At 38.8% G+C, this 237-nt stretch carries 1 protein-coding gene; it reads left to right on the forward strand.

Annotated elements, in window-relative coordinates:
* The coding region (locus RYX56_RS25165) for a hypothetical protein (protein ID WP_317124489.1) at positions 1 to 237 on the forward strand (237 nt) is incomplete at both ends.

A 237-nucleotide genomic window follows, 5' to 3' on the forward strand; every position in this document is an offset into this window, starting at 1 on the left:
TGATGATGACCTCGGGTAACGGGGAAATGATCATTAAACTTGGTGGTAATGAGGCCTATATCGAGGAAATCGGAGAAGCATTGCGTATTGAGGAATTCCGTAAGAAAACGAATATTACGCAACTTCCTGAAAATATTCAAAATATCTTGAATAATAAACAAGCAGAAGTTCGTGAACGTCGAAGAAGGGTTCGTGAGCTTTTGGAGGATGCAATTAAAGATAGTGCCTTCTTTATCA

It is taken from the genome of Alkalihalophilus lindianensis, from assembly GCF_032843265.1.
In the GTDB taxonomy this organism is placed as follows: Bacteria; Bacillota; Bacilli; order Bacillales; family Bacillaceae_D; genus Alkalihalophilus; species Alkalihalophilus lindianensis.